At 44.5% G+C, this 23,692-nt stretch carries 21 protein-coding genes; all 21 read right to left on the bottom strand.

Translation table 11 applies throughout. The features are described from left to right. Positions 1-4: 4 nt before the first annotated feature. The 21 genes from NDA02_RS17605 to NDA02_RS17505 all read right to left on the bottom strand — a co-directional run bounded on the left by NDA02_RS17605 (position 5) and on the right by NDA02_RS17505 (position 23,687). Positions 5-1,219, bottom strand: a complete 1,215-nt coding sequence (locus NDA02_RS17605; RefSeq protein WP_348255550.1) for a glycosyltransferase — start codon at positions 1,217-1,219, stop codon at positions 5-7. A gap of 23 nt (positions 1,220-1,242) precedes the next feature. Next, the gene (locus tag NDA02_RS17600) at positions 1,243-2,670 is read right to left on the bottom strand and encodes a hypothetical protein (protein ID WP_348255548.1); all 1,428 of its coding nucleotides are present in this window, start codon (positions 2,668-2,670) and stop codon (positions 1,243-1,245) included. A gap of 69 nt (positions 2,671-2,739) precedes the next feature. Then, the gene (locus NDA02_RS17595) at positions 2,740-3,990 is read right to left on the bottom strand and encodes a glycosyltransferase family 4 protein (protein WP_348255547.1); all 1,251 of its coding nucleotides are present in this window, start codon (positions 3,988-3,990) and stop codon (positions 2,740-2,742) included. A gap of 27 nt (positions 3,991-4,017) precedes the next feature. Further along, positions 4,018-5,181 (bottom strand): glycosyltransferase family 4 protein, encoded by a 1,164-nt coding sequence (locus NDA02_RS17590; protein ID WP_348255545.1) that lies wholly within the window; start codon positions 5,179-5,181, stop codon positions 4,018-4,020. Next, entirely contained in the window at positions 5,178-6,086 is a 909-nt protein-coding gene (locus NDA02_RS17585) for a hypothetical protein (protein ID WP_348255543.1), read from the bottom strand. The genes NDA02_RS17590 and NDA02_RS17585 overlap by 4 nt, the downstream gene beginning before the upstream one ends. 35 nt (positions 6,087-6,121) lie before the next feature. Beyond that, positions 6,122-7,336 carry a glycosyltransferase family 4 protein gene (locus NDA02_RS17580; protein WP_348255541.1) on the bottom strand — a complete coding sequence of 405 codons (1,215 nt, stop codon included), beginning with the start codon at positions 7,334-7,336 and terminating at the stop codon, positions 6,122-6,124. Next, on the bottom strand, positions 7,333-8,226 hold the full coding sequence (locus NDA02_RS17575; RefSeq protein WP_348255540.1) for a glycosyltransferase: 894 nt from the start codon (positions 8,224-8,226) through the stop codon (positions 7,333-7,335). The genes NDA02_RS17580 and NDA02_RS17575 overlap by 4 nt, the downstream gene beginning before the upstream one ends. After that, positions 8,223-8,723 (bottom strand): acyltransferase, encoded by a 501-nt coding sequence (locus NDA02_RS17570; protein ID WP_348255538.1) that lies wholly within the window; start codon positions 8,721-8,723, stop codon positions 8,223-8,225. The genes NDA02_RS17575 and NDA02_RS17570 overlap by 4 nt, the downstream gene beginning before the upstream one ends. 198 nt (positions 8,724-8,921) lie before the next feature. Beyond that, entirely contained in the window at positions 8,922-9,707 is a 786-nt protein-coding gene (locus NDA02_RS17565; protein WP_348255536.1) for a hypothetical protein, read from the bottom strand. A gap of 8 nt (positions 9,708-9,715) precedes the next feature. Further along, positions 9,716-10,675: a glycosyltransferase family A protein gene (locus NDA02_RS17560; protein ID WP_348255535.1), complete on the bottom strand. Its 960-nt coding sequence runs from the start codon at positions 10,673-10,675 to the stop codon at positions 9,716-9,718. Positions 10,676-10,694: 19 nt separating this feature from the next. After that, positions 10,695-11,648, bottom strand: coding sequence for a glycosyltransferase (locus tag NDA02_RS17555; protein ID WP_348255533.1), 954 nt, complete (start codon positions 11,646-11,648; stop codon positions 10,695-10,697). A gap of 17 nt (positions 11,649-11,665) precedes the next feature. Beyond that, a complete protein-coding gene (locus NDA02_RS17550) occupies positions 11,666-12,625 on the bottom strand; it encodes a glycosyltransferase (RefSeq protein ID WP_348255532.1) in 960 nt (319 codons plus the stop codon). A gap of 122 nt (positions 12,626-12,747) precedes the next feature. Next, complete coding sequence (locus tag NDA02_RS17545; RefSeq protein ID WP_348255530.1) at positions 12,748-13,626, bottom strand: hypothetical protein; 879 nt, start codon at positions 13,624-13,626, stop codon at positions 12,748-12,750. Positions 13,627-13,765: 139 nt separating this feature from the next. After that, positions 13,766-14,872 (bottom strand): glycosyltransferase family 1 protein, encoded by a 1,107-nt coding sequence (locus NDA02_RS17540; protein WP_348255528.1) that lies wholly within the window; start codon positions 14,870-14,872, stop codon positions 13,766-13,768. 602 nt (positions 14,873-15,474) lie between these two features. After that, positions 15,475-17,376, bottom strand: a complete 1,902-nt coding sequence (gene asnB / locus NDA02_RS17535; protein ID WP_348255526.1) for an asparagine synthase (glutamine-hydrolyzing) — start codon at positions 17,374-17,376, stop codon at positions 15,475-15,477. 4 nt (positions 17,377-17,380) lie between these two features. Further along, positions 17,381-18,508 (bottom strand): glycosyltransferase, encoded by a 1,128-nt coding sequence (locus NDA02_RS17530; RefSeq protein WP_348255524.1) that lies wholly within the window; start codon positions 18,506-18,508, stop codon positions 17,381-17,383. Beyond that, complete coding sequence (locus tag NDA02_RS17525; protein ID WP_348255522.1) at positions 18,509-19,411, bottom strand: hypothetical protein; 903 nt, start codon at positions 19,409-19,411, stop codon at positions 18,509-18,511. It lies immediately after the preceding gene. Between the two features lie 72 nt (positions 19,412-19,483). Beyond that, the gene (locus NDA02_RS17520) at positions 19,484-20,656 is read right to left on the bottom strand and encodes a glycosyltransferase family 4 protein (protein WP_348255520.1); all 1,173 of its coding nucleotides are present in this window, start codon (positions 20,654-20,656) and stop codon (positions 19,484-19,486) included. Positions 20,657-20,691: 35 nt separating this feature from the next. Next, the gene (locus tag NDA02_RS17515) at positions 20,692-21,621 is read right to left on the bottom strand and encodes a glycosyltransferase family 2 protein (RefSeq protein ID WP_348255518.1); all 930 of its coding nucleotides are present in this window, start codon (positions 21,619-21,621) and stop codon (positions 20,692-20,694) included. 50 nt (positions 21,622-21,671) lie between these two features. Beyond that, the gene (locus NDA02_RS17510; RefSeq protein ID WP_348255516.1) at positions 21,672-22,919 is read right to left on the bottom strand and encodes a glycosyltransferase family 1 protein; all 1,248 of its coding nucleotides are present in this window, start codon (positions 22,917-22,919) and stop codon (positions 21,672-21,674) included. Beyond that, positions 22,920-23,687: a class I SAM-dependent methyltransferase gene (locus NDA02_RS17505; protein WP_348255515.1), complete on the bottom strand. Its 768-nt coding sequence runs from the start codon at positions 23,685-23,687 to the stop codon at positions 22,920-22,922. It lies immediately after the preceding gene. Between the last annotated feature and the right edge of the window lie 5 nt (positions 23,688-23,692).

Below are 23,692 nucleotides of genomic sequence, written 5' to 3'. Positions count from 1 at the left end.
TCATCTAGACGACGCGGCAAGGCAGTTTCTTTTGTTTTGCGATCGTCTCATAAGCAGGAATCAGATTTTGGGCGATCGTGCGCCAGGAATACTGGGACTGTGCAAATTGTCGTCCTCGTTCGCTCAGGGCTTGACGTAGATTTAGATCTGACAAGAGTTGGGCGATCGCTGCCCCCAGCGGTTCCACTGCGCCTTCAACCACCAGCCCTGCCTGAGCCGCCGCAATGTCTGAAGCAATTTGAATACCGGGCGTGATAATCACGGGTAATCCGCAAATCAATGCTTCTGCAACTGCAATGCCAAAGTTTTCTGAATAGGAAGGTAACACAAAAAGATCAGAACCTTGCAGTAGCCGATCTTTCTCTTCGCCGATCACCAATCCTGTAAAAGAAACACACGTCGTTAAACCAAGCGCAGCCGTTAACTGCTGTAGCTGGTCAAGGTAATCTGAATCACCTGCACCTGCAATCAACAGATGAAATGGATAACCTTGACCCTTCAATTCATACAGCGTTTTCAGCAGCAAATCCGGGCGTTTTTTATAATGCAGCCTTGATAAAAATAAGATAATGGGAACATCTGCCGGAATCCCATAATGTGCCCGCACTTGCAATCGGGCTTCAGGATGCGGGACAGGAGCATGAACTCCCAGCGGCAGAGTGATCGTTGGCGTTTTAATGCCGAACTGACGCACTTCTTCGGCTTCCTGGTGCGTTGTGCAGTGAATCGCGGCAGCAGCATTCAGGTTATGTCGCTCGATCAACGTGGCATAAATCTGCTTTTTCAAACGGCTCTGAGCTAGTGCCCAGGGTGTCAGTTGTCCCATGACTCGAACGGTGTAGGGAATTTGATACCAGCGGGCGATCGCCGCAGCGCAAGTCGGTGCATAGGAAAACAGATAGTGATTGTCGAGTATGTCATAGGCAGGAAGATGCTCCCAGCACCAGCCCGTGAATGCCCTGGAGAAAATAAACTCTTTTAGCGCAGGCGGATCGAACGGTAAAAACCAGACGGGTACATTATCCGTTGAATCAGTGCCAAAGGAATAATCAACTCTTTGATTAAGCGGTACATCTAACGGTTGGGGACGATCGTAATTCGTGGTCGCAATTTCTACATCCACGCCTAAATCGCGGAGTGCCTTGACCAAATTCAGTGCAACCTGCGGCGGTCCCCCTAAGGCAGGACTGAGACCGGGAATGACGTGCAAAACTCTCATAGTAGGTCTTCGTGGCGACGCAATTAGCGGTTAGATGTGAATTTGCGGAAGGCGAGCAGTGCAATCACAGGCAGCAAAGCAGTCGTCAGCCAAAACATACTCCGCATTGTGATTCCTGCGGCAAAGAAACCCAGCGCATAAACGACTAGCGCATAGTCAGACTGGCTCTGCATTGCCATCCGATTCCACCAAGCGGCAAGTGCTCCAAAGAATACAGACACTCCAATCACCCCTAACCAACCTGCCATCATATAGCTCTCGCCCAAATATGTGGCAGCAACTGTGTATCCTTCAGCCCCAACAACCTCTTCGATACTGACGCTCAACCCTTCTGGCTTATCGGGAAACAGGGCGCGAGGAATAGGACGAACTAAAGACCAGTAAATCACTTCAAATCCCAGAAACTCCTGCTGTGCCGGAAAAACTTCGATAAGCGGCGCGATCGACGCTAAGTTGTAATCTACTGCCAGAGTATCTCGTGTTTCTTCGCTAGCATAAACTTGGTTTGTAATGTAATTACGAAGCCCCATCGTCCTGAATTCCAGCATGTGATAAGAGGCGTAGAGCGCGATAAAACCAGCAATCAGGATTGGAATAACTGTATTTCTAAAATTGTTGTAGGGGAGGGTTAGCAAATAGCTCATGATGCAGGTTGCAATGTGGCTAATAAAAATATTGCGTGTCCCTCCGGAAAAAGCATGAAAGAGGACTAGGGCAAAAATACTGCCCATTACAGCAATCTGCCAAAATGGAAATGTGTGGCGACGGTTCCAAACCACTGCCATCATGGGCGGAATGATGTAAGACAGCAAGTTTAATTCAGTGAGTAAACTGTTCCATCCACCTAAATAACCGCGCGCCCAGGGTTCAGAAAAACGTGGACCTATCATCCCCTCAATTAGGGCAATCGGGTTGAACTGAACCGATATCAACATGTACAGAAATGCCAGAAACGCTGCCAAGACAAAGCCCCAAAAAAGAGTCTGGTTAGAAATTTCGTCTGGTGTCAACCATCGGGAGTGTACAGGAGTAGGGGCAATTAGATGTCGCCCGATCGCTAATCCTGCCATTCCCACCAAGACTAAATTGAGGGCACTGGCAGTGCCGGTTGGACCAATCATGCTATTGAATTCTTCTTGAGGAAAAAGAAATTCAGCCAGCGTTAAGCTATACAAACCGAGGATACACAGTAGATCCGTCCGAAACAGATTACGGAGTCCTTTGCGACTGTCAAACCAGATACTGACTAGAAAAGCAACCCCAACCCCGATTGCCGCAACCCGCGCCATTGCAGAGGAAGTGTCTTCAGCTGAACACAGACTGTAAGACATTAGGATGCCAAAGAGCAGACACACTGTTCCGGCTACTGTGGGAGACGGAGGAGTATAAAGTCGGTAATCGTCAATTAATTCAACTTTGGTGTAATTGTTGTAATCATCCGACCAAACCATCGATCGCACCCCCTCATTACTTTCCTTGTTGTCTTTGGCTATCTTTTCGTGATTATTTTCTTTATCGTTTTAAGATTGATGGGCTAGCTGTTTTGAACTGCTAACGGCAGTTTCTATAAGCTGAATTAACTCTTTTGCTTTTACATCCCAGGTCAAATGCTGCTGAATTAAGCGTTGAGCATTCTTTCCCATCTGAACGCGCTGCGCTGGGTTACTTAGCATTCGATCGATTGCCTCGGCGGTTGCAGTAACCGACTTTGGCGGAACAGTGAAGCCATGAACACCTTCCTGAACGACATCGCTGATGCCGCCATCATTACAGTAAATGATCGACGTTCCGGCTGCCATTGCTTCGAGATAAACGGTTGCAAAAGGTTCATCCCATCCAACGAGCGCAAAACAGTCTGCCCATACCATTTCTTGCAGTACTTCCGAATGGGGCTGCTTGCCAACCAACTGAATGGCGTCTCGATGAGTGGATTGAGCGATCGTGGCTTTTACAAGCTCTTCCGCAGGACCAAAACCAATAATTCGCAGAATTGCATTGGGATGTTGAGCCGCCACGCGATCGAAGGCTTCGATTAAAACGGGAATGCCTTTTCGCTCTGCAAACAGGGCGCAGGCAAGAATAATGGTTTTCTCTTTCAGGAAATCTGGACGCGGTGTTCTCCAGAGCTGAGAAGCAGGCAAATGAACGCCGTTATGACAGGTTTGCACATTTCCCTGAGGAAAAAGCGTGACTAAATCTTTTTCCATGCGGCGAGAAACGGTCAGTATTGCCCACGCTCGATCGACCACCTGCTTCATCGCTGCTTTGCGCTGAGGATAGCGATGACAGTCCGCAATTTCATCAAAATCATGTTCCTGCACGATGAGCGGTTTGCGAAACTGAGGCGGTAGTTGGGTTACCAGCCAACCGTTTGGCAGGGAGTGATGGCAGAAAATAACATCAGGCTGAAATGAGCCGATCGTCCGGCAGAGCTTGGATAAAGCCGATTGTGCAGCGATACGCTGATAAGGAATTGGATTTTTGTATGCCCATTGCTTAAGCGGAGAAATGGGATAGTATAGCCAGCGAGGATAGTAAGCTTGGACTCCGTCTTCCCAAGTGTGGCGATCGGGACAGTTGGCATAGGCTTTTGCCCCCGGAGTTTTTGCTAGAAATGATGGCACCCAGGATGTAAAAGAAACGACTTGTAACTCAACATCCTGACGGGCAATTGCTTGTGCCTGAGTCAGTGCCCAGGTTCCCATGAGTGGGTTGTCGGGCTTAGGAAAATAGGAGGCAAGAAAGAGAATCCGAAGGCGGCGAGGGGTCATGGAAGAGAAATCACCGGATAAACGGCTCTACATTTCTTTTCTATGTATCTCGTCTAAATCCGTAAGTTTTTCCAAAACTTCAACCCAGCGTTTCGCTCCAACTTCTGGTGTCCAGGCTGTGGCTTTCGCAATCGATGTCTGACTTGCGGCTGCTATCTTGTCTGGATGAAAAACGTAGTGCATGAGAGCAGCATATAAAGCATCTGCATTACCAGCAGGCACGATCGCTCCATTCACTCCTGCTTCAACGAGATCTGAAGCTGCGCCCACGGCATCAGAGCAAATAATTGGCAATCCCGCCCCTAACGCCTGATTGACAACAACACCCCAGCCATCGTAGCGGCTCGGCAGTACAAAAATATCGGCTTGCTCGAAAAACTGGGGCAGGTATTCTGGATCGTGAAACCCGGCATAAGTGATGTGCTGCTGTGCCTCGGCAGAAATCGATTGCAGCATCTCTGGTAGTTCTGCTTCACGACCAACCAGCAAAAGTCGCGCTTCGGCTCCAGCTTGAATGAGGCGATCGAACGCTTGCAGCAGCAAATCAACACCCTTACGCTTGATCATTTGTCCGCAAAAAAAGACGGTAACAGGATAGCGCGGGCGTTGAACTGTTGATTTGAAGTCTGAAAGATTGCAGTAGTAGGGAATGTTAAAAATAGGGTGTTTAGAAAATCTTTGTTGATAGTCTTGTTGAGCACGAGAACCAATCGCGACGATCGCCCGACACCGCTTTAATCCTTCCACTAGGAAAGTTTGCAGCCTGCCTTTGATGCCACCAGAATTAGCAACAATTTTTTCACCCCAGAAGAGGCAAGGAACACGATTCGCGTAAAACCACAGTAAAAACTGAGCCGTGAAATTTTGATAGCCGTTCAGCACCACGACATCTGCATCGCGTGAGTTTGGCAAATGCCAGTTGAAATGAAATCGAGACGCGCCCCAGGATAGGAAGAATCCAGGCAAAACTTTTTCATAGGCTTGTAGTGCCTTTCGCGACCAGGGGGAATCGGCAACTTCTGCTTCCAGGTAGTAGACTTGAAGATTGATCTCAGGACGCTGGGACAGTGCGTGAAATAAATCCCTCTGATAGGGTGAGGGAATGATTGAGTAGAAAACAACTTTGAGCGGATGTAAATTCATCTCTTCCTTGCCGTAAACTGCTAATGAAGCAAGATTGGTAGAATTCAACGGTTAGATTCAAAAAGTTGCTTCATCATGGGGTATCCGCTGGTGTACATTCTGTGGCGAACATTGCCAACAAAGTGGCGAATTTTAATAGATTCATAGGTCGTATCATTTTCCCAAAACCACATCCCCGCATTGCTAACCAGATAGGAGCCAGATGGGAGAGGATGAGCCTGAGCAGCAGTCATTAGGACATCAAAAATGGTTTGCTCAGGGAAATAATCAGGAATTTCTGGCGACCAGCCCTCTAATAAAGCATTGCAGAGTTCGATCGATAAGGATTGCTTTGGAATCAATAAAACGCCCGAATTAAAATCTCTAGTCAACTTGAGGGACAGCTGGACAGCTCGATTTGCAATCCACTCAGAAATGGATTGAGCATTCTTTTCAACAAAAAAGCAGCCGACGCCTTCACGAATATGATGAATAATTTCATCAGGTGTTTGAAACACCAGCACATCCGGATCTGAGAATAAAATATCGGTTTTTTCCTGTAGGGCAAGCTTGAGAATGAGGGGCTTGCCAAATTTATGAAATTGATAAAAATTATGAATAAACGGCTGCGATAAAGTCTCCGAATTTTGAATACAGCTCTCTAAACTGGCAATTCTTCCTGTCGGAAATAGTCTGGAAAACTTCTTTCTTTCTTCATCGGATACCTCTCCATCCATCACGATTTGCAGTGCTGGCTTGTCGGTTAGAAAATGCAGCCAGGAATAGGCTGTCCAGAGTGATTCTACAAATGTTTTACGCAGCGTGAGGATGACAAGTGTGGTTCCGTCTGTGGGTGTATAAATTGGAGGTAAATGATGGATGTACTGCTTAATGCGATAAGGAAAGTTACGCTGAATCCTCATTATCTGAAGACCAATCTTAAGCCTTAGCGGAAGTGGCAGGGTTTCAAGCATTAAACGAATCTCCAAAAACAGTTAATCAGGCTGGACTAAAATTGGCTGAGTTGGCTGAATTGCAGCGATAAGTCTGACATGATAGATTGAGCTGAATTTTGAGCGAGTTCTAATAGCTCCTGTGGATGCTCCAAAATTTCCATCAGTACGGCTGTGATCGCTCCTCCAGTAACTTCTGGTAGCACTTTACCGTTGATATTGTCTATCACAACTTCTCCACAAAACTTGGAGACAATCAGGGGAAGCTTCCAGGCTTGTGCTTCAAGTTGGGTTAAACCAAACCCATCGGAGAGGGTTGGAAATAAGAAGACATCTGCTTGCCGATAGTAGTCTGCTGTAGTGCTGCGGGGAATTGCACCAATCCAGCGAATGTTGCTTGATGGTTCTGGTGGCGTGACTTCTGATCGCCCCACAATCCAAAACTCGATCGGTTCCCCCTTCAGTTTGTCGGCTGCCTCCAGTAGAGCAGCAATGCCTTTCCGCAAAACTACCTGCCCCAGAAATAGAACCCGCAGCGGTCGTTCAGCCGAAAAGCGATCGGGATAGGTGCGCTGAAATGATCGCGCCTGCTCTGGCGGACTGTACACCAGGGGAATAATGCTAATCTTGTCTGAGGCAATCCCTGCCTGCTGCAATGCCTGATGTGACCAGGCAGAATTCACGACGATGCGATCGGCGATTTCGCATTCCTGCTTCCAGGTCTCCCAGTAATAGGGCGGTACGGGTTGCCAGGATGGAGCTAGTGCCGGATATTTTTGATGCTCCCGAATCACGATTTCTTCCTCGATTAGACCCGGATCAATCTGTCCCAATAGAGTGTACCAGCCCTGAGATCTGGCATATTTGAGAATGTCCAGTGCCGCGTAGCTGTATGCAAATAGAACAGGGCGAGAGCCGGTTGCTGAGAGTTGGGGAGCCATCCGTTTGAGGTGCGCGATCGCCTTTTGCTGAAACCAGTGATTTCGAGCAATCATGCGATCCCATTCCCCTGTCCTCTGGAGTTTCTGGCGCAGTTCAAACTGAAGCAGGGAAGCTGTGAATCCCTGGACTATTGACGCTTCCAAATCAGGATGAAAGCGATCGCGCAGACTACGAAGCAGGAAATTCGGTAAGGCGTTGAATATAGACTTTGGTGGAACCCAAGCATCCGTAATTAAGGCGGCAAGTTGACCAGTTTGATGAAGCGAGCGGGGAACCGCGTAATGTTCTCTTGCGCCAAGCTGGCAGCAAATCCAGGAGGATGGGTTCATAGCACTTCCAGCATGGGAACATTAGAAGATTCGCCGCGACGCAGCCGCAAGTATGACCAGAGCGATTTGGCAGAAATGGTTTGGCGATGATAGTGCTGTTGCCGAATCAATTCTGGAATTGAGAACAGTCCTGCCAAAATTCCGTTCCAGCGTTGATGCCGCATCAGCCAGGAAACTCGACTGAGGCACTGCATCCCACCCAGCCACCATAAACTGATCGGATATCTGAGGTAAGCTAACAGAGCCTGATTTGCAATACTGGCGGCGGTAATTTGAGGGTTGCTGTGGTGTTCTAGTTTCGTATCGTGAAATACTCTTAGCCACTGACTTTGTAGTATTCCCCACCCCAGATGATGCAGGCGTAACGACAGATCGGTTTCCTCCATCCCATAAGCCATGGGAAGTGGCACATAGCCTTTAGTTTGCAGAAAAACATCTCTGCGATAAGCACAGCCGCAGCCCACAAAATCTGCTGCCCAGGTTGCTGTGTACTCATCAGGCGTAACCGTCTCATTCTGATGAAAGATCGCAGAACCAATTACGGCTGCTTTTGGAAACAGCTCGAATAACTGAATAAGACGGGCGAAATAATCTGAATCAATTGGATAAGAGTCATCATCAAAGCTAGCAACGATCGCATTTTTAGCACGGGCGATCGCTAAATTTCGACCTCCTCCCGGTCCAATCTGAACCGAGCTTTTAATAATGAGGAAATTTAAAAGAAGACCATTACCTTTTAATGCAAACTCAGTTTCAGAGTCATTATTGTCAATATGAATGATAATTTCGTCAGGTTGAGGGTTACACTGTTGAATTTGCCTGAGAGTTTTAAGTAACTGATTTGGTCGGCGGTAAGTTGGAATTGCAACCGTAATAGGACAAGTATTCATTGCTGTAGGGACTTAATCAGTTGATCTGTAGACTCCATACCTGCACCTTGTCTATACCGAATGACTTTTGCAGGTGCTCCAACGGCGATCGCTCGTTCTGGAATATCTTTGGTTACCACACTCCCTGCACCAACCACTGCATCCGCGCCGATCGTAACTCCTTTCAGCACAGTGACATTCGCCCCTAACCAGACCCGATCACCAATTTGAGTTGGTTTAGAAATAAGAGGCTGTGCCAGTGGAGGTAAGCCTAACTCTGTTCCGTGATCATGATCGGTAATGTAGCATCCGGGACCGATGGCGCATTCATGACCAATCGTGATCTCTAAAGAAGCATCAATAAAAGCATTCCGATTAATATAAGTGTTTGCGCCGATACGAATTTTAGGCTGAAGACTTGGTTCGCCGCTACAGAGTAAGATTACACCTCGATCGAGAGCAGCAGCAGCTTCAATTTCAATGTCATGAAAATTTCGGGGAATCTCAATCGACCGCATCCAAACATATCCCTTGATCTTAACGCCTAAAAGCCAATAGTAAATGTTTCGTCCATGGCTGAAACAAGCCTGAAGATATTTATTTGGGGCAACAAGGATGGTATTGAAACGCATTGTTCAAAAACTCTAGACTCTAGTCAGAATGCAATTGGTCTTCTTGATTAATTCGCTGCGATAAAATAGTACTTGAGACAGGTTTTAGAATCTTGGTTTTCTGTTTTTTTTCGATTGAAAATATCCAAATTCTTTTTGATTTTCAAATGTCATTTGATTGCCAACCACCCAAAACTTTAATATTTTCTTTACTTGGCTTTTTATACTATTCCGCCAGATTATAGAGTGGTTTATATTGTGATTAAGAATGTATTGAACTGCATAAAAAGGTATAGAATACAAACTATATCCTTGCTTTGCAAAAAAGTCTTCCATCGTTTGATGCCCTTGACAATAAATACACTTCTTATATTCTTCGGCAGTGTATTCCTGGGGAATTCCAGCTAACTTCTTAGACAGAATTATGGTCGATCCACAGATTTTACTGAGCTGACTGTATTTCATTACTCTATTGGAGTGATAATCAACCTGATAGCCCCTGTCCACGATCCATCCGTCTGCTTGAGGTTCTTGGCATAGAAAAGCTACCAAGTCACGGTGTATTCTATCATCTGCATCTACTGCCATACAGTATTTAAATTCTGTATTTTTTAGACTAAGCAGTGCGGTGCAACACTTCATCATTCGATCAGTTTGAGATTTGCCCTTCCACTCATCGTCTAGGGGCGAATAATTCATTGGTAAAAAGGTAAGTTTTTCTACATCACCTTTGAAGCTCACTTCTGGAATTTCATGACAGCTTACAATTACTTTAAACCGATCATCGCTTTGATTGGCAATAGAGTTTAGTGTTCCTTGTAGTAAAGCAATTGCTAACTTCCAGTCCTTACAAACCTGCTTTGAGATAAATGGAATTATAAATATAATCATTGCTATCCCTACTTAATCGTAAATTGCAAAGATTTTACAATGTAAGCAACAGCTTCAACTTTTCCAACAATCACAGCAGGGAACGATCGCCATCCCTGAAGGGTCTGGAGCAGTGCAGCGATTTCGAACAGTTGCAGAAGCGTTAACTTCAGATAATCCTGAATCTGTCGGCGATTGAGAATTTGTGTCATCACATAATGACGATTCACCAACTCCATCTTTGCCAAACTGCCTGGATTACTTTTGTGATCGCCGGGTTGGCTATCGTGAAAGATACGCGCAGTTCGTGCGTTGGCGAGTTTCCACTGCTTACCAACCATGAGGGAAAGTGTCACATCCTCCATCAAGGAGTATCCAACAAAGTTAGATGGAAAGAGTGGCTCAGGTAATACAGGCCGTCGATAAAGTGTACAGGTTGTGTTCAGCCATTCTACTGGAACTACTTCGGGTAAGTCTTCCCGATCTTCTGGCAGTAAGTTAAGCGCAGGACCAATACATTTTCCTGCATAAGTGCTCTCAGTTTTGCCATGCAGCAGTTGAAACAGGGTTCGACTAACGCGACCGGGAGGTAAATAACGCTGATTGGTAATCATGGCATTTACCCCACCCATCTGCGTATCACTTTTTAGAGCGGACCAAAGCCGCAGCAGACAGTCTGGCTCCAGCAGGATATCGTCATCCATCAGCCAAATAAAATCCTGTGTTGCACGGATAATTGCCTGATTTCGCTGGGTAGCAGCCCCAAGCTCGGTGGCTCGATAATACTGAATTCTGGTTTTCAGACCAGGAATCGATTTCTGACACAGCTCCTCCGTCTGCCAATCGTCTGAACCATCCACTACAATCATCTCTACAGGCTGAGCAGACTGCTTTGCAAGACTCTGTAAAGTTCGAGAAAAAGGCTCTGGACGATGACGGGTGGGAACTAGAGCTGAGATCGGCAGTAGAATTGTTATCTCAGATTGCATTAGTTAAAAGAAGGATAGGTCAGGCAGGATGAACTGGAGCGGACGCAAAATAACCGCAAAGCGGATCTGAAACTAGCTTGAATTTCATATAAGATTTTAGATACTGGCGAGCACACTGTAGGATGTTTAACTGCTGAAATGGATAGTGGGTGAATAAACTATCCAACAAAGAAGTTTCAAACTCAACTTGTTTGTTTAACTGAACTGCAATTTCGGCAGCTTCTAACACAATCATTTTTCCATACTTTGCAATCAAGCTCTGCTTGATAGATTGAACACCTCGACCAAAGATACGGTTGCCAAGAGCATTCCTCAACGACAAGCTAGATGGCATTTCTGACCAGTAGCACAGCGATTGAGGTGCGAAGTATAACTTGTCCTGAATTTGTAAAGTACGGCAGTATTCCTGTAATCCGGCATCAGATACATCATCACTAACTTGAAGATTAGACTGAAGCGAAGTTCGCCAGAATAACCCTCCATTGGAGATGCCCTCGAAATAAAACAGGTGCGCCTGTAGCTCGATCGGGGCATATACGCGATCTGTAAAGCAGTCTCCCCTCGTTGTTCTATCGGTTGGTGTGGCAGTGTCCCGCTCCTGAAGCCAGATTTCCTGATTTCGTAGCATCATGTCAACTCCATGAGTTTCAAGTGATGCAATATTCTCGGCTATGAAGTTCGGCATGAGCCAGTTATCATCTTCAAGAATACAAGCGTAAACGCCGTCCATTAATGCTTTGGAAGTAAACGCACGGTTTAAATTTCCTGCACATCCTAGGTTGGTTGGGTTGGGAGTATACTGAATTCTCTCATCCTCCAATTCTGTAACCACTGCTTTGGCTTCCTGCGCAGGAGAATCATCCATAACCAGCGCAATCCAGTTTGAATGAGTCTGATTGATTAAGCTGGTCAGTGCCCGTTTAAGCAGCTGCGGACGTTTATAGGTAGGAATTCTAACTTCACATAATCCCATACGGCATACTCCGAAAACTACTTCCAAACTTTGCGTTTCACTGCTGCAACGTACTCAGCTCCTGTAAAGCCGATCGTTTTATAGATGTGGCGGTAGAAACCCGGAGCAATCTGATCAGAGGGAACAAACTTAGGATCGTTGTTTTTAACACCTGAAGCGACTTGCACAGCCCACTCTTGATCCCAAGAATAGATTCTACGCGCATATTCAAATCTCGCCTGGTTAATGGCATTTTTTCGGTCTAGAGTGAGTTGTCTGGTGGCTGTTAGATGAGCCTCGATCGTGCCTTGAACTGCTAATCGATCTCGATAAATCTCTGCAATCTTTCTGCGCGTTACAGTGCCACTACACCACCAGCGATAAACTGCTCCTACCTTATCGCAGTAGGAGAATTGCTGGTTTGCCATCAGCAGCCGCACATACAGGTCATAGTCTTGGCAATGCCTGAGATCCTCGCGCCAGCCTTTGATCTCGATCAGTGCCTGCTTGCCGAACAGCAGCCCACCCGTTTGCGGCATTTTCCATTGAATCGTTAGCAGCCAGAGGTCGTGAGGCAGGGGCAGGTGTGCAATCGTAGGAGGGGCATGAAATACTCCACTTTCGCCTAGCTCCTCTGTAATGTGAGGGCTATAGATAACATCTGCATCAGGATTTTGGGCAAGAAACTGAATTTGCTGCTCGATCTTGTCAGGCAGCAGGTAATCATCAGCGTCAAGATACTGAATCCACTCGCCCTGACTCAGCTCTAGGAGGCGATTTCGCGCTGCGTTGCCGCCACGATTCGGTCCAGTTTCCCAGCGAATTCGATCGCTAAAGCTTCTAATGATGTCGAGGCTACGATCACTTGACCCATCATCTACAACGATCACTTCCTTGTGCGGATAAGTTTGACCGAGAGCACTTTGAATTGCTTGGGCGATCCAGCGATCGGCGTTGTAGCAGGGTATGAGAATGCTAACAGTAGGGTTTTGGCTCATTGATATAGCTTCAATACTTCAACCACTGAACCTTAAACCTAGCCAGATTTAAGTGGTATTTCTATATGACAGCTTCATGAAGATGCATTTCTTAATAACGTGAGTGTCTTACAACCTGCTTCTCATGGCTCTAAACTCTTGATACTGTGAATAATTGCGAATTTATTATCAATTAATTCTGAGATAGTAGCCGGAAGTTCCTGATTGTCAACACCAAAAACTTCTCCTGACTGATTGAATCCTTTAGGCAAATAAGCTAATGAATAGCAAAAAACCGTTGCTAGTACATCTTCACCATAGAATTGATGAAGAAACGCAAGCGGATTGGTTGTGCGACGATGAATATACAAATCATGGACTAATTGACCGCGAATGGCATAACCACCACCTTGTACATAATCCCCAAGTCGATAACCGTTCTGGATAGCTGAATAAATTAAGTTGCGTACAAGCTGATCATTGCTAAGTAAAGAACATTGAATACGCGTTGGATAGTCAGAGTGCCGCCAGATTGCAAAATGCTTTGAGGCTTTGTTTAGGATGTAAGAGAGAATTTTACTCTCATCTCCATGTGGTAAACGTTGTGTGCCACTCAATGGATACTTATCCCAGCTTCCGAGCAGCCCAATTCGTGGATCCGAATTAAATGCATCGCTGATTCGATTGGCAAATGAGCTAATAACTAGTGCATCTGTATCAAGTCGGACAACAAATTCCACATTTAAGTTCTTCCCTATCCATCTTAATCCCTCTGCGAGCCCAACGCACAATCCGCCCTGCCACCAATTACCGCGTCCATTTCGAGGGTTGGGTAAAATTATCGTTCGGCTGGGAAGTTCTGTTGGGACAATATCACCAAAATTATGTCCTGAACTATCGTCAATGATGACAACACTATGCACATCAGGTTCGTGCAGCAGCAAACTTTCAAGGAGCCGCCTTAGTCGCTTTGCTTCAAATTCACCCGGACCGACAAAAGTTAATGCTGCAAATTTATTCATTTGCTTGGTTGCCTTCTATTGTGACTAATATCTATTTCACCAGAGCAACTCTGGATAGTGTCATCGTTGGTAGAGCAACTGTTATGAAGCAGCAGTTGCCAAATCTCACCCTCTTCATTGTAGCTACAGACATAGAAGTTCAATTTGCAATAGAATAATAGACTTCCATCGTCTTATTTGCGGTCTTTTGCCAACTAAACAGTTTGGCTCTCTCACATCCTTTATAAATTAATTTGTCGCGTTCTATCGGATGATCAAGCAGCCAAAGTAAAGCCTCAGCTAAATCATGTACTGATTCTGGATCAACTATTATTCCTGCATCTCCAACAACTTCGGGAATGCTGGAAGTGTTAGAGCTAATTGCGACTGTTCCACAAGACATTGCTTCTAGAGGGGGAATTCCAAATCCCTCATAAAGTGATGGATAGACTAAACCAATACTACATCTATATAACTTTGCTAAGTGGTTATCATGAGGGTATTCGTAATGCAAAATCCGCTGTTCTAAACCAAGCTCAGCAATTAGCCTCCGCTCATTTTGATTAAAAGGTGCGCCAGCAAAACAGAGGTAGAGATCAGGCTGAACAGAGGCAGCGTGAGCAAAAGCCTGGAGACAACGATCGAAGTTTTTATGATATTCGCGACCACCTACATAAAGATAGTAGGGACTAGAGGGAACTGGTTCAGAACCATAAGAGTGAGAAGTATTAATGTTGGAAGCTAGATGCGTGACGGTGACTTTCTCCTCTGGAATTGAGAAATATTCAATCAAGTCTTTCTTGGTGTTCTCGGATACACAAATAATTACTTGCGCAACTTCTATTGCCTCCCGCTTAAAAAATCTCTCGTCACCTAATCTATCTAACTGATCAGGAAAGAGTTCAGGGAGTAGATCATGAATTGTTAGAACAACGGGATAATTTAGGCGAGATTGATAACTTGACAGGGCACAGCGTGCAATAGATACATAGTGAGTTGGATGAACAACATCAAATTGACCTAAAAGAGCAACAGCTCTGAAATAAGCTTTTTCGTACCAGTCGTAAACTTTCTGTGGCAAAATTTGCCTACCGCGACAACAATGCAACTTCAGGTTAGGGTGAGTTGGATAATTATTACTGATACTATTAGTGATGATAGCAGGGCTAAGCTCGGAAGAAAGGTGTTGAATTAGGTTGTTGAAGTATCGATTGATTCCACGATTTCTAGAAGCACTAAAAATCTGACCATCGTATAGGATTTTCATCTTTCATTATGCCCCTCCTCAAAAATTTCTTTCTTAAGCTACTTAAAAAATCAATGCGAAAGAAAACTAAAGCTTTAATCGACAATTGTTTCCAGTTAAGCATTTAATTTAGAAAATCAGGCTTCTTTTCCAATAAAGCAGCTATTCCCTCTAGCCAGAACCCATCCTGATAAATCTTCGGAGTTGGTTTCAAAGGATGTAATTACCATTACCTCTGTTTCTTTTCCCTAAACCAACCAGTAGATTAAGCTCCCCGTAAAGTGATTTAATGAGGGAACAAAGATGTTAACTTTCACACGCTTGTTACTCCGATTGCAAATATAATCCTTTTCATAACTCGTGAACTGATATCAATTCCTTTCATTGCATTGATATAACTCGGGTTAAGCCTTGACCTAAACAAGCTCAGGTAGTAACAGAATTATAAACTTGTATCGTTTTATCAGTCGTCTTCAGCTAAAGAGCTTAGCTCGTTCATAACCTCTACTAATTAAACGCTCGCACTCTAGAAGATGTTCTAGCAACCACAGCAAAGTTTCGCAATCTCTAGCAAACAACAAGTCTACGACCTGGTGGATAGCCACTATTCAGGTAGGATAAACTCAGCGTATGTTCTGTAGCCAAGTATCTAGAACGAGTACTCGGTAAACTAGAGCATAGTTATTGTAAGGTTTTTGGAATAGCTTGACGAGATAGTTTCGGTTTAGAAAACTAGATTGAACTAGAGAACCCGACACCACGGAATCTTTGTAGCGATCGAGGAGTGCCTGTATCCAGGATGCATAGGGTGGTTCAAACCCTCGCTTCGGTCGATTTAAGATTTCAGCAGGTAAAATATCTTGAACTGCCTGCTTCAGCCACGCCTTCTTGTTTCGAAATTCATTGGGGTACTGTTTCTGTAACCCAATAACCGTTTCAGCAAGTTTATAATCCAATAGTGGAAGCCGCACTTCTAACGAGGAAGCCATGCTAGTTCGATCGCCTAGAGCTAGACAATTTGATACTAACCAGGTATTAAAAAGAACTTGGCATAAGTGGGTCGTGATGTCTGACCATGCTGCGTCATTACCAACCGAAGGATGGAATGGGTTGCGCTCTGGCAGTTGTGTCAAAAACTCCTGGGAGTAGAGCGACCGTCGATGATACCAGGGACTTCTAAAATCCTGACGAAGGTTGTAGAAAACAAACTGATTTGGATGCTCGTTATCAATCAAGTGAGCATTTAGACCTTGAACTAGAAGTGATCGAACTGGTTTAGGAAGTTTAGGTGTAACTGCAAATTTTTCATAAATGGGAATATGAGCTAATTTTCCTAAAGTAGTTGCGATCGCGCTTATCGAATTTTGGCGTTGCTTCTGCTGTGTCATGTGGTGGGCTTCAATCATCCAGTCATAACCCCAGAACAGTTCATCCCCACCAACGCCACTTAGCATGACCTTAATTCCCTGCTCAGCAGCTAGCCTCATGACAGCAAAATGACCATAGGCAGCGATGTCGGCGATCGGATCATCCAATGCCTTCATCAGTTCAGGAAAAAACTCTACTAGGGCTTCAGTGTGCAGCTCAACATCGTGAAAGGGCAGCCCTAATTGATTGGCAAGTGATCGCGCCTGCTCTCGTTCATCGCATGGAGGGGAACCAGGATAACCAACACTAAAAGCGTGTAGCACCTTTTTATACTTAGGAGCAGCTAGAGCCACTATCGTACCGGAATCTAAGCCGCCGCTGAGTGCAATACCAACAGGAACATCCGATCGCAGGGACAAATCAATTGCTCGTTCTAGCTCTGCTCGAATTAACTCTGAAATATTACCCTCAAGCGGTTGAATTTGAGCTAAGCTCCAATACTGGCTCAGGTCCACCTTCCAGGAATCGAGCTGTAGGGTCATGAAATGAGCCGCTGGTAATTTACGAACTCCTTGCAGTGGCGTTAGCGGTTCAGGGACATACTGATAATGGAAGTAAAGATCAACAGCAATCGGATCAAGCTCTGGAGTATGGGGCAGCAGTGCCAACAACGCTTTGAGTTCAGAGGCGAAGTAGAATGTTCCCTGATCAATCCAGTAGTAGAGCGGCTTCTCGCCAAAGCGATCGCGTGCCAAAAAAAGCTGGTTAATTTTTCGATCCCAAATTGCAAAAGCAAACATTCCTCGAAGTTTCTCTAAACAGCCCGTTCCCCAATGGGCGTAGGCTGCTAGCAGAACTTCTGTATCGCTCTTGCTTGTGAATTGATACCCTGCCTGAACGAGTTCAGCTCTCAACTCTAAATAATTGTAGATCTCACCATTAAACGTGATCCAATAGCGACCATCTTGAAATGACATCGGCTGATGCCCTAGCGGACTAAGATCTAAAATTGCCAGACGAGTATGTCCTAATTGAATGTGACGATCGCTCCAAATGCCTCGATCATCGGGACCCCGAAACTTTAGCCAAGGGAGAACAGGCTCCAGTCGGTTCGTATCTAGGGGCATTTGCGATAGAAGACCAGCAATTCCACACATTGGCTTAACGTCCTAACTTCTGTTTTGCTGAAACAAGCAGTTTGTAGCTATCAGGAAAACACTGGTAGTAGCATCGTGCTGTTTTTGTCCCGATCGCATTCCAATCAAGGCGATCGCACGCCTGAGCTGTCAGCATTTGCAGATCTTGTAGACAACAATCCCTACTTTTTCTAATGGCATCGCTCAATCCTTGAGGATTCGTTGGCTCATACAAAAGCCAATCTGCTGCACCCAACACTTCTGGGATTGAACCAAGTCGGGGAGCAATTACAGGTTTCCCATAGGACATCGCCAGAATGACACTACCTGAGGTGAGAATACGCTTGTAAGGCAGGACGATTAAATCAGCTGCACTGAAGAATAGATAAATTTCTCGATCCTCAATAAACTGGGGATAGAAGACAACCTGTTTGGTTTGGGATATCGACGACTGCAACTTTTGTAGGTATGCTGAGTCACGTGCCAGTCCGGCAATTAGAAGAGTAGCATCGGCTAGATGGTTGTGGTTTGCCTGCCAAACTTCCAGCAAGTGCTCAATTCCCTTGTAAGGTCTAAGTGCTCCTAAATGGAGATACAGCTTTCCCTCTAACGGTAAATTGAGTTGTTTTCTGGCTTGTATTTGATTAATTAGCTGGCTATAAGCCGTTCGGTAGTGACCATGAGCAATGACATCAACTTTTGTGGGATCAAAGGTATATTCTTGGGTTAAGCTAGTCAGAGCAGATTGACTGTGTACAATGAGGCGATCGGCGACATTAATCAATATGCTGCGAACCCAACGTTCTAACTGAGGGAAGGCGTTTTCATGTTCGAGCTGGTCGTGAATCGTCCAAACAAGGCGAGTTCCTGTTAGGCGAACCAGGAGAATGTCAATCAAGAACTTGAGCGCATAAAGCACCTTGAGGAAAGGGTGGTTTCCCCTCAGATACAGTTCTAACCAATGGAGATGCAAAACCTGGACTGATGGCTGCTGATCTCGAACAGCGCGAAAAATAGGAAATATCCTTCGATATCCCTTAGGGAATACAACTTGCACGGCTGTCTTTTCGATCGCATTAACAAGGAGTTGCTGGTAGGGATTACCTTCTCGGTAGTCAGGCATCATTAAGACTCGCATGGATACCTCGCTCACTTAACCTCCTGCTTCCCTGAGAAATCCCTGATTCACCAGACATCGGATGCCTTCACCGTACATTTGGTGTCGAATTTTTCCGACATAATGACGACAGGGCGCACCATTGATACCGCCCTCTAAATGCACATTGTAAGTGGGGGGCAGCAGCTCACCCCCATAACGAGAACTGCATAGAGCATAGAGGGTCTGCTCAATTTGCCAGAAGTGACCAATGATGTTGGGTAAACTCAGAAACTCTTCGATCCACTTCAAATTTAGGGATGCTTGATGAATTAGCCCTAGTCCAGAATTAAACCTCTGAATCATGGTAAATCCATATTTCTCCTGCACAACTTCAGGAGCGATAGTGTAGGCATTACTAATGTCTCCATTAACCGCATTAAGGTGATAATTTGGATCCTCAATACGTTGGAGCAATGCGGTTGGCTCGTTGAAAAACAAAATATCACTGTCGAGAAGCAGCATCCGATCGCTCTCCAAGTAGCTAGCAAAATCAAACACTTTTGGAGCCAGATGATTGGTTTTACGAAACTCTAAACATCGAGGATGAGCCTGCAGTTCTTGAAAGACACGATCGTCTGCGATGGGGCGATCGATGATACGCGCGTTGGGAAAGTGATGCCGAAAGGTGGCGCGATCGTCCTCAGTTAATGTGCCATCGTCATGAATGCAGAGCGCATAATGACGGTTTGAGTAGTGGTAAAACGTTTTCAGCGTCCAGATCAGGTTAAGCCCATCTTTCGCACAGGTTAGAACATGGATTTCACAAGTACGATCGGTAGTCTGGGCGATCGGTTTTGTGTCGAGAATACGAAAGCGAACAGTATCTCGAAAATGTGCTATTTGCCAGCCGTGCTCGTATTTTTGTTGAAGTTTGAGGACAAGGGAGCCGATCGACATAGTAATCAATTCTATTCGTGGGTGGTGGGAATACGATTCATATATGAACAGAAGGATTCAGTTAGGGATGATTCAAGGTCGCTTTAGCTCTTGAGATTCATGAACCACCTCCTTAATGAGACTTCTCATATTAGAACCTGCTACTTCCCAGTTGAAAGTGGTTTGGAAGGACTTAAAGGAATTCAAGCACATTTGATGATAACGGTTAAAGTTCTTCCATAAGGTTAAAATTTTCTCTGCGTATGTGTCCGGGGAATAACCCACTGGAAGATGATATCCGTTGATGTCGTTCTCAATCATTGATGGAATTCCTCCAACACTTGTACTAAGTGCAGGACAACCAAATGAGAAAGCCTCAGCAATCACCATAGGGGTACAATCTGCACGACTTGGTAGTATAAAAAAATGAGATTGCTTAAAAAGCCTTTCAAGCAAATCAGATCCTCCTTTCAACTTATTGACTCTGCCTAAAACGGTCACAAATTCTGTAGCGTCCTTAGGAATTTTGGGGCTACTGCCAGCAATTGTAAGATGCGCTGGAACGCCAAGATCTTTTAGACGCTTTGTAACTTCTATGGCAACATCAACCCCTTTTCTTTCACTATCAAAACCGAGGAAGAATAATTTACATTCTTGCCTTGTACGTTCATCTATAATTTCTTTAATTTCTTGATGAGTACGGTTGCTTTGAAAGTTAATACCAAAAGGAATGACTCTCAAATTCTCAAGCTGCGCTCCATAATCATTGGCTGCGCTTTTAGCAGCCCATAAACTGGAATAGACCGCAAATCTAGCATTATTCAATGCTTTTTGCTGAGCTAAGTGTCCACTCCTAACACAGTACGAGGAGATTTTTTTGTAATCTGGGTATAAATCCAACAGATTATTGAATGTTGCATCAGTCCAGTAAATGATAGGTTTATCAATTTTCAAAAAACATACTGTATGAAAAGTAGGGCAAACGATCGCATCCGCAGTTTGAACAAGGGGATTTCTCTCTAACTGCTTAGCATAGGATTTTAATACTGAAGCATCTAAGTCTAGTGGATGCCATTTTTTTAGAATTTTCTCATTGAACTTTCTTCTAAGTTTTGTTGAAAAATCTGCTTCTATTTTAAGTGGATATACAGGGATGATTTCAAATTCGGAATGGCGTAAAGATTCTAGTTTGAAGTAATCCGTTCCATTTCCTGCACCAAGATTATCAACTTCGTAATGAGCTACATAAGCAATTTTGATTGACATTTTAGTTTTTCAAAGATTGTACATTTTGTAGAGTGCTAGTTTCTATGAAGAAACTGGTCTATTCTGGTCCGAAAATTAGGAACTAGCAAAACCTGGGGATGCACTGCAACAAGGTACATTGACTTTAGCCAGCGACGAAGTTTGCGATCGCCCTTCTGCACCGATCGCTCAATTTGTTTCATCAATACGGCTTGATACAGCCATTGACCCTGTAGCCGCAATCGATCATTCAAGGGCAACGCAGTTTGATTACTCCATAACCAGGGTTGCACGACCTGCAATAACTCATCGGCAACTGCTTCGCTATGGTTCGATTTTTGGGTGGAGGTAAAGCGGAAACAGGTTAATTCTGCATCTAGACGACCCACAACCCCACCTGCTTTCAGAATTCTGCACCAGTATTCGTAGTCCATGACATAATGCAGGTCTTCACGAAAGTGACCAATTTGCTCAGTAATGCGTCTGGACCAGAAGACTTCAGGCTGTACAAACTGTCGCTCCTGCCACCAGATCCCCCAGAGGTCAATAATTTCTGAAAAAGATTGAATGTTAGCAAATTGCTCTCCAATCTTTTCACCCTGCTCATTCACATAGCGGCAACGACCGTGAAGTAAATCTGTTTGAGGAAATTGGCGAAAGTATTCAGCAACCTTGAACAGGGTTCCTGGCAGGTAATAGTCATCACTGTTCAAATACGCTAAGATGTCTCCCGTTGCTCTAGCAATGCCTTTGTTAATTGCATGGGTTTGACCGCGATCGCATTCACTGACCCAGTAGCTCACTTGCGATTCGTACTGCTTAATAATCTCAACGCTATTGTCAGTGCTACCGCCATCAATAATGATGTACTCCAGATTGGGATAGTTCTGAGAAAGAACAGACTGAATCGTCTCTTCGATAAAATCTCCCTGATTATAACTAGGAGTAACAATGCTAATTCGGGGATAGCGATTAGACTCAAGCATTATTTTTTGCCTTCATGTCTCAAAGCGGCTTGCGTATAGTTTCCAGCTAGCTAACGTAATTTATAGGACATTCCCTTCTCCCAACACTGACGAATTTTTTCAAACTCATCAAAAATAGAGAATAAATCTTTAACATAATCTTTGACAGTCCATTTACATGAACGTTCATATCCTCGCTGTATCAGTTGCTCTCGCAAACCAGGATTATCCCAAAGTTGCTTTATTGCTAAAGCAATATGTTCAGGGTTCTTGGGATCAACAAGTATTACCGCATCTCCTAATTGCTCGATCGCTCCCGCCACTTCAGAAGCAATCACAGGACAACCGACAGAGAATGCCTCTAGTGGAGGCAAATTATCTGGTCCAAAGAAGGTTACGTAGGTCAAAGCAAAGGCTTTTTGATATAGTGCGACCAGTTCTTCTTGCGAAACAAAACCTAGAAAATGAACTTGGTCTTCTAGACCTAAGTCTGCCACAACTTTCTCAACATAACAACGATTCCCCTTGTCGGCTCCAGTAAAAACAACTGGCAAAATCAGCTCGTCTTTCTCCTTCAGATGTCTAATTGCTTTCAAAAGATTGACATGATTTTTATGGGGCCAGAACTGAGCTGGATAAAGCAAATAATTAGAAGGAAGAGAAAACTTCGACAAAATTGATGATGAATCAAGTAAATTCGCAGCAACTAACGTGAATTCAGGGGGAGGAAAAGGCAAAACACTAATCCGCTCTGAAGGAATTTGATAAAATTTTTCAACTTCAGATTTGCCAACCTGAGTTCCCACTAAAATATGAGCTGCCTGTCGCAGTAAACGAGATAAGTTTTGTTCTCGTTCCTGCCATTCATTTCCGTTACTAACTTCAGGAAAATAAGGTTGATTCCTGTGCTGTAAATCCCAAACAGTTATTATACAGGGAATATCCTGTAAACAGCTCAGTGTTGGAGACCATGTTATATCAATTTGAGAGTTCTGAATCGTATTTTGAATATGTTCTTCGTAAGCAGTTCTTATCCTCTTGGATTTATTTCTTTTTCCGAAGGCTACAATTTTTTTTGCAACCCGCATTACTTTCTGATAGAAACGTTGGGACATCGATTGGTGCATATGAAAGGAAACAAATTCAACGTGTTCTGATAGTTGAATTTCTAAAGGTGCTTCCTTTTCCCATCCTAAAAAGACAAAGGTATGATTGCTCTCTTTCGCAAAGTGAAGGATTCCTTTAATTATTTCGTCCTGAAATGTAAAACCTCCTCCTGCTTCAGCTGGCCATTTACAAAAGGGGATTCCTATCCTCATTTATTTCCTCACAATCCAGTAGACATTCCAGCTATCAAAACCAGTTGACCGATCGCTTATCCACTCTTGACAATTTAATGGCATCATGCCCACTTGTTGAAGAAAAAACTCTATTTCCGGCTTAAATAGATAACGCATACGATGTGTTTCTTGAAGTTCTTCAACGATGTCATTCTTTGTATCTCGAATGAATATGTGATAATTCACATCAACCCAATTTTCATTTGGATATAGGGTCGGTTCAGCAATTCGGGTAACTTGAATTTCTTCATCTTCCATTCGTTTTACTCGGACGGTCGGACGATGCGTTAGTACAGCTGGACCATACCAGGCATCAAAGATTAAGATTCCTCCTGGCTTCAAGTGTTGCTTTACAGTTTTAAATGCTGCTAAAAGATCCTCGTTCGTGACCTGATAACTGATGACATGAAACAGCGACAGCACTACATCAAAACACTGATCAATGCGCACCTGGCGAATATCTGCCTGCGAAAAGTGCAGCCGAGCTTGCAAATCAGCAGAGAGTTGCGTACATTGTTCGTTGGCTTGCTGTAGCATATTGGCACTTAAATCTACCCCATGCACCTGATATCCCTGCTTAGCCAGCAATATTGCATGGGCACCAGTTCCGCAGCCTAGATCAAGAATAGAGGTGGCATTCGGGGCATGAGTTTGTAGAAGTTGATGAATAAATTGTGCCTCTCCTGCGTAATCTTTATCTCGATAAAGCAAATTATAATAGCGGGCATAATTACCAAAGACATTCATATTGG

Origin of the sequence: Leptolyngbya sp. ST-U4 (assembly GCF_039962215.1) — a bacterium.
Lineage (GTDB): Bacteria > Cyanobacteriota > Cyanobacteriia > Elainellales > Elainellaceae > Leptolyngbya_A.
The sequence above is the reverse complement of the archived record's forward strand: the minus strand, read 5'-3'. Positions and strand labels throughout refer to the sequence as shown.

Bases quoted from the DNA above. Each gene is read 5' to 3' on its own strand.
- NDA02_RS17595 (WP_348255547.1), bottom strand. From the start codon at position 3,990: ATGACCCCTCGCCGCCTTCGGATTCTCTTTCTTGCCTCCTATTTTCCT.
- NDA02_RS17600 (WP_348255548.1), bottom strand. From the start codon at position 2,670: ATGGTTTGGTCGGATGATTACAACAATTACACCAAAGTTGAATTAATT.
- NDA02_RS17550 (WP_348255532.1), bottom strand. From the start codon at position 12,625: ATGAGCCAAAACCCTACTGTTAGCATTCTCATACCCTGCTACAACGCC.
- NDA02_RS17520 (WP_348255520.1), bottom strand. From the start codon at position 20,656: ATGTCAATCAAAATTGCTTATGTAGCTCATTACGAAGTTGATAATCTT.
- NDA02_RS17605 (WP_348255550.1), bottom strand. From the start codon at position 1,219: ATGAGAGTTTTGCACGTCATTCCCGGTCTCAGTCCTGCCTTAGGGGGA.
- NDA02_RS17540 (WP_348255528.1), bottom strand. From the start codon at position 14,872: ATGAAAATCCTATACGATGGTCAGATTTTTAGTGCTTCTAGAAATCGT.
- NDA02_RS17515 (WP_348255518.1), bottom strand. From the start codon at position 21,621: ATGCTTGAGTCTAATCGCTATCCCCGAATTAGCATTGTTACTCCTAGT.
- NDA02_RS17575 (WP_348255540.1), bottom strand. From the start codon at position 8,226: ATGAATACTTGTCCTATTACGGTTGCAATTCCAACTTACCGCCGACCA.
- NDA02_RS17585 (WP_348255543.1), bottom strand. From the start codon at position 6,086: ATGCTTGAAACCCTGCCACTTCCGCTAAGGCTTAAGATTGGTCTTCAG.
- NDA02_RS17560 (WP_348255535.1), bottom strand. From the start codon at position 10,675: ATGCAATCTGAGATAACAATTCTACTGCCGATCTCAGCTCTAGTTCCC.
- NDA02_RS17545 (WP_348255530.1), bottom strand. From the start codon at position 13,626: ATGAATAAATTTGCAGCATTAACTTTTGTCGGTCCGGGTGAATTTGAA.
- NDA02_RS17510 (WP_348255516.1), bottom strand. From the start codon at position 22,919: ATGAGGATAGGAATCCCCTTTTGTAAATGGCCAGCTGAAGCAGGAGGA.
- NDA02_RS17570 (WP_348255538.1), bottom strand. From the start codon at position 8,723: ATGCGGTCGATTGAGATTCCCCGAAATTTTCATGACATTGAAATTGAA.
- NDA02_RS17555 (WP_348255533.1), bottom strand. From the start codon at position 11,648: ATGGGATTATGTGAAGTTAGAATTCCTACCTATAAACGTCCGCAGCTG.
- asnB (WP_348255526.1), bottom strand. From the start codon at position 17,376: ATGTGTGGAATTGCTGGTCTTCTATCGCAAATGCCCCTAGATACGAAC.
- NDA02_RS17525 (WP_348255522.1), bottom strand. From the start codon at position 19,411: ATGTCGATCGGCTCCCTTGTCCTCAAACTTCAACAAAAATACGAGCAC.
- NDA02_RS17505 (WP_348255515.1), bottom strand. From the start codon at position 23,687: ATGAATGTCTTTGGTAATTATGCCCGCTATTATAATTTGCTTTATCGA.
- NDA02_RS17565 (WP_348255536.1), bottom strand. From the start codon at position 9,707: ATGATTATATTTATAATTCCATTTATCTCAAAGCAGGTTTGTAAGGAC.
- NDA02_RS17580 (WP_348255541.1), bottom strand. From the start codon at position 7,336: ATGAACCCATCCTCCTGGATTTGCTGCCAGCTTGGCGCAAGAGAACAT.